Annotated in this window: 6 protein-coding genes; 1 reads left to right on the top strand and 5 read right to left on the bottom strand. The window is 68.1% G+C overall.

Features of this window, described 5'->3' with window-relative positions; all coding sequences use genetic code 11:
• Window positions 1-78 precede the first annotated feature (78 nt).
• Window positions 79-1521, bottom strand: coding sequence for a cell division initiation protein (locus ABTZ43_RS16915; protein WP_350539611.1), 1443 nt, complete (start codon window positions 1519-1521; stop codon window positions 79-81).
• 154 nt (window positions 1522-1675) lie between these two features.
• Entirely contained in the window at window positions 1676-2188 is a 513-nt protein-coding gene (locus ABTZ43_RS16920; protein WP_350539612.1) for a hypothetical protein, read from the bottom strand.
• A 67-nt stretch (window positions 2189-2255) separates the two neighbouring features.
• Here ABTZ43_RS16920 and ABTZ43_RS16925 point away from each other — a divergent pair, with 67 nt between their 5' ends.
• Window positions 2256-2999 (top strand): DUF2071 domain-containing protein, encoded by a 744-nt coding sequence (locus ABTZ43_RS16925; RefSeq protein WP_350539613.1) that lies wholly within the window; start codon window positions 2256-2258, stop codon window positions 2997-2999.
• On the opposite strand, the gene ABTZ43_RS16930 is transcribed toward ABTZ43_RS16925, so the two are convergent.
• From ABTZ43_RS16930 to ABTZ43_RS16940, 3 genes are all read right to left on the bottom strand, one after another.
• Window positions 2980-3900 (bottom strand): AEC family transporter, encoded by a 921-nt coding sequence (locus ABTZ43_RS16930; RefSeq protein ID WP_149423930.1) that lies wholly within the window; start codon window positions 3898-3900, stop codon window positions 2980-2982. The two genes, ABTZ43_RS16925 and ABTZ43_RS16930, sit on opposite strands and share 20 nt — an antisense overlap.
• Before the next feature lie 355 nt (window positions 3901-4255).
• On the bottom strand, window positions 4256-4858 hold the full coding sequence (locus ABTZ43_RS16935; RefSeq protein ID WP_350539614.1) for a GntR family transcriptional regulator: 603 nt from the start codon (window positions 4856-4858) through the stop codon (window positions 4256-4258).
• An 83-nt stretch (window positions 4859-4941) separates the two neighbouring features.
• Window positions 4942-5189, bottom strand: a 248-nt coding sequence (locus tag ABTZ43_RS16940; protein ID WP_350539615.1) for a hypothetical protein, incomplete at its 5' end; no start/stop codon positions are given.

The following is a 5189-nucleotide window of genomic DNA, read 5'->3' on the forward strand; positions in this document are numbered from 1 at the left end:
CCAGAATTCGCCCAGCGCCTGATGGAGTTGCTGGGCAAGGATCAGAAGGATAAGAAGTAATGCGCGTTTTATTGACGCTCATGCTGTTGCTGGCGGCGCCACTGGCGTTCGGCGCCGACCCGCTGTTATCGTGATCTTCCCGTCGATGGTCTCGGCCTCGTCGTCGAGGTACTCGTCGTCGAGAGCCTCGTCCCCGCGGAACTCCGAGACGGGCGCGTCGTCGGCCTCGACATCGCCGTCGTCGATCAGCTCCGCATCGAGGGCTTCGCCGTCGTCCGCCAGAACCTCGCCGGCACCGCTCGTCGCGGCGGTCGAGGACGCCGCGGTCTTACCGGCCTCGTCGCTGAAGATGCCGTCGGGGCGGATCAGCTCGCGCACCTCGGCCATGAAGCTGGCGAGCTGCTGCTGCTGCCAGCGCAGCTGGCGGGCGTGGTCCTCGGCGTCGCGCAGCACCGACGAGGTGTGGCTCGTGACGGAGTCGACGATCTTCTGCGACTTCACCCTGGCGCGGTCGAGCGTGTCGCGTGCCCGCACCTGCGCGTCGGCTTCGATCGTCTGCGCCTGTGCGCGCATCAGACGCTCGTAGTCGTCGGCCTTGCCGGAGATGCGCTGCGCGTGCTCCAGCGATGCCGCGACCTGCTCGTTGGCGTCGGTGGTGATGCGCTCGGCGTGGGCGACGGCCTGGTTGTGCAGCACCAGGAACTCCTGCTGTGCGTCGTCCTGGCGGCGGGTGAGCGTCTCCTCGAACTCCAGCACGCGGGCGTTCATCTCCCGCACCTCGCGCTCGGCATCCGCGCGCAGCTGCGTGGTCTCGCGGGTGACGAGCGAGCGCAGCGCCGCGGCGCCCTTCTCCGCCTCGGTGCGGATCGCGGTGGCCTCCTGCGTCGCCTGGTGCACCTTCTCGGCCGCGTGCGCCGCCTCGCGCTCGATCGTCGCCTCGTGGGCGGTGTACTCGGTGTCGATCTTCAGACGCACCTGATCCGCGTCGTGCTGCGCCTGCGAGATGATGCGCTCGACGTCGGCGTCGGCATCGGCGCGCTGAGTGGTGACCTCTTCGCGGGCGGCGGCCATGAGGCGATCCGCCTGCACGGCTGCGTTCTGGATGAGCACGTTGGCCTGCTCCTCCGCGACCCGCAGAATGGCTTCGAACTGCTCGCGCGAGGGGGCCTCCTGGCCGTCGGCACGCGGGGTGTCGACGAGCTCGTTGGTCAATGTCGCGACCTGCTGCTCGGTCTCGGCGGCCTTGGCCTTCGCGGTGAGGAGCTCGGCCTCCAGGTCCTCACGCGCGATCCGCTCCTTCTCGCGGAGCGACTCGACGTCGTCTTCGTGACGTGCCTCGGCGGCGGCGAGATCGGCCTTCGCCTGCTGCAGCTGGTTGCGCAGGGTGCTGAGAGCGGAGTCGACCTCCGCCTTGTCGTAGCCGCGGAACGACGCGGTGAACCCGGACTGCTCGCGGGGGTTCTCCTCGATCAGCTTGTCGAAGAAGTCGGGAGTCCGGTTGTTGTCGGTGGATTCACTCATTGATCAGCCTTTCCGGCGCAGGTCACAGGCACGGGATCTGTGATGAGAAGAGGTGCCGTCGCAGTCCGACTGCAGCACGGCGCAGAGCGCCGTCGGCAGTACCACAGCCTAGTTGCGACGGCTGTGAGATGCACAGGGCATCGAGTCCGGCGACTCACTCGCTCCCGTCGGACCGGACCCACGATCCGTCGTCTCCCCGCCGGTGGGGCAGTGGCGGTCCGGGATGCGCGTCGATGCCCCTGGCCTCCGCCGCCGACGCCGCACGGGTGCGCAGGTCGGCCCAGGCCTCCGCGGTGTTGGGCCGGCCCAGGTGCTCCCGGAACCCTTCGACCTGCATGCTCGTCCCCTCGGCATCGGCGACGAGCCGGATGACCGCATCATCCGGCTCCACGAAGCGGATGCCGTAGCGGCCGCCGTCGAGCATCGCGAAGCGTCGCGGCTGCTGCACGACGAGGCCGTCGACGATCTCCCGCACCGTGGGCTCCGGTGCGAGCAGGACGACGGTCGTGGCGAGCTCGTCGAGGATCGGCGCGAGCTGCGTGTCGGCGAGTCTGCGCTCGGCCCTCCGTCCGGCCGCGCCCGCGGAGCCCCGCACCCCTCGCGGCAGCAGCACCGCGAGCACGAGCAGTGCGACGATCACGGCGATGAAGATGAGCGGATTGTCCACGGGACAACCCTAGAGCGCCCGCCGATCGACGCTTGGAGGAATTTAGCTACAGTGCTATGTTCGCATCATGAGGATCATCCGCGATGTCCGCGCGCAGCTTCGTCGTCGACTTCTGATCAGCTATCGCGTCGACCCGGCGGTGGCCGCAGCGCTGCTCCCGGACGGATTCCGTCCGCAGCTCGTCGACGGTTCCGCGGTCGCCGGGGTCTGCGTCCTGGGTCTCGAGGACATCCGTCCCCGCTGGGTCCGGCGTCGGATCGGCCTCCGGTCTGAGAACGCCGCCCATCGGATCGCCGTCGAGTGGGACGGGCCCGACGGAGTCGAGAGCGGGGTGTTCATCTTCGAGCGCCACAGCTCGGCGTGGCATCCCGTGCTGTTCGGCGGACGCCTCTTCCCTGGGGTGCATCGCAGGGCGCGATTCCGGATCGCGGAATCGGAGGATCGCTTCGCCCTCACGATGGCGGCGGGCGCGCACAGCCTCGACGCCGACGTCGAGGTGGGAGGGGAGTGGTCGAGCACGCTCTTCCCGTCGATCGAGGCCGCGTCCGCGTTCTATCGCTCCGGACGGGTGGGCTGGTCCCTGGCGAGAGACGGGCAGAGCGTCGAACCGGTCGCGCTCGCCGCCGACCGGTGGAGGGTCGAGGCGGCGCGACTGCATCGCCTCCGGTCGTCCTTCTTCGACGCGTTGCCCGAGGGGGCTGCCGTGTTCGACAGCGTCGTGGTGATGCGCGACCTCCCTCTGCTGCTGTCGGACACCCGTATCGCGCGCACCGACGAGGTCGGCGCAGGAGTCAGCCCAGCAGGAGCATGATGCCGATCAGCACCGGCAGGCAGCCCACCGTGGTGAGGAAGACGGTGTCGCGGGAGATCGTCTCGCCGATGTCGTACCGCTGCGAGTAGTTGAAGACGTTCTGCGCGGTCGGCAGCGCTGCGAGGATCACCACGATCAGCACCTCGGCCGAGGAGAGCCCGAAGACGAATTCCGCCACGACCCAGGCGATCAGCGGCATCGCGAGCAGCTTCAGCGCGGTCGCGAGGATGATGTCCCGTCGATGGCCCGGGGCGCCGAGCACGCGCTGACCGTGCAGCGAGATGCCGTAGCTGATGAGCAGGACGGGTACGGCGGCATCGGCGATCAGCTGCGCGGGCTGCATCACGATCGGCGGGACGGTGATGTCGAGCACCGAGACGAGCGTGCCGAGGATCGAGCCGATGATGATCGGGTTCGTCGCCGTGCGCACGAGGGTCTTGCGCAGCGAGACCCGGTCGCTCGTCACCGCATCGAGGATCGTCAGCGAGATCGGGGTGAACACCAGCAGCTGCATGAGCACGACCGGCGCGGGGTACGCGGCGCTGCCCAGCAGGTAGAGCGAGAGGGGGATGCCGATGTTGTTCGAGTTCACCTGGCCCGCAGACAGAGCGCCGATCAGCGTCTCGCCGACGGGACGCTTCCACCACAGCCGTGCCACCAGTGTGTAGATCGCGATGATCGTGACCGCGGCGATGGCTGACACCGGCAGCAGCGAGGAGAAGAGCATCTTCGCGTCCGCGTGCGCGAGCACTGTGAAGAGCAGGAACGGCGACAGCACGAAGAAGATGAGCCGGCCCAGCACGTGCCGGGCGTGCGGGCCCAGGAGGTCGATGCGGCCGAGCACCCAGCCCAGCGCGATCGCGACCCCCACGACGGCGAATCCGGTGAGCGTCTCGATCATTCTCCGAGCGTAACCGTGGTGCGATCCGGTTGCCGCCACGACCGTTTCTCCCGCGCATAGCAGTCGCCGTCGCCCCGCGTCAACGGACGGCCGAAAATGGGTGTCAGCGGGCCGTCCGTCTTACGCTGATACCACGACGAGCCGGCTCTGCCGCTCTGCGTCGGTCGAACCAGACGGTGCCCTCGATTTCTCTCGGTCTCGAGCGCCCATCGGGGGTGGGTGCGCATGCGGACCTTCTCATCGACTGCTCCGGTCCTCCCCGTTCGGGCGCGGGAGGACCGGAACCAATCTCTTCCGCGGCGGCGATCTTCCGCGGTGACGATCTTCCGCAGCGACGATCTTCCGCGGCGATCGGCTACTTGAGTCGGAGCATCTGCTGCACGGCGCGCACGCCGGCGTTCGCACTGCGGGCCCGCATCGCCGACTCGAGCTCCTCGAGCGACTCCCTCGTGTTCACCCTGGGCTCGCCGAGGTAGAGGTCGCGGAAGACCAGGTACCAGAAGTCGCTCAGCATCAGTCGGTAGAGGTCATTGAGCGCGCGGTCGGTGAGGAACTCGAACAGCTCGACGTGCGTCTCGATCCAGCCCTTTCCGGACTCGACGGACTCGATCGCGTCGTGGATCAGCTCGCAGGCGATGACGAGGTCCTGCTCGGAGAGCGCCAGCGCGGCTTCGCGGATGATCTCGCCACCCTGCGATGCGGCGAACTCGCGCGTGATGCGCGAGCGCTCGTCGGTGATGTCGGTGACCATCGAATAGCGATTCGCGTGCACCTCCATGAGTCCCGCGCGCGCGAGGCGCTGGACGGCCTCGCGAACAGGGGTTCGCGTCACGCCGAGGTCCTCGGCGATCGCCTTGTCGCTCAGCTTCGCGCCCGGTGCATACGTGCCGTCGGCGATCGAGGTGGCGAGCCGACGGAAGAGCTCCTCGGCGCTGAGGTTGTGTTGCGCCCCAGGCACAACAGGTGATTCTGGTCCCATAGTGCAATTGTACGCGTCGAAGCCCTGGAAATCGCTGACGATTACCAAGGTTTCTGCACGACTCATCCCGCGGCGGAGGCGCGCTCCTCATCCGAGTTCGGGGTCCAGCCGAACCAGCCGTCGTCCGTGGGAATCACGCTCCAGTCGCCGCAGACGAAGACCGTCTCGGCTTTATAGGGGTCGGGTGCATCGTCCAGAACCCATGAGGGGGCGGAAGAACGCTCGACCTCTGTGCACTCGTCGGACAGCGATGACGAGCTCGTGAGCAGGATGACGGCGTCCGGCGCCTTCTCGATGGTGGACGTGCGTT

The organism is Microbacterium sp. NPDC097977, assembly GCF_040302605.1.
Lineage (GTDB): Bacteria > Actinomycetota > Actinomycetes > Actinomycetales > Microbacteriaceae > Microbacterium.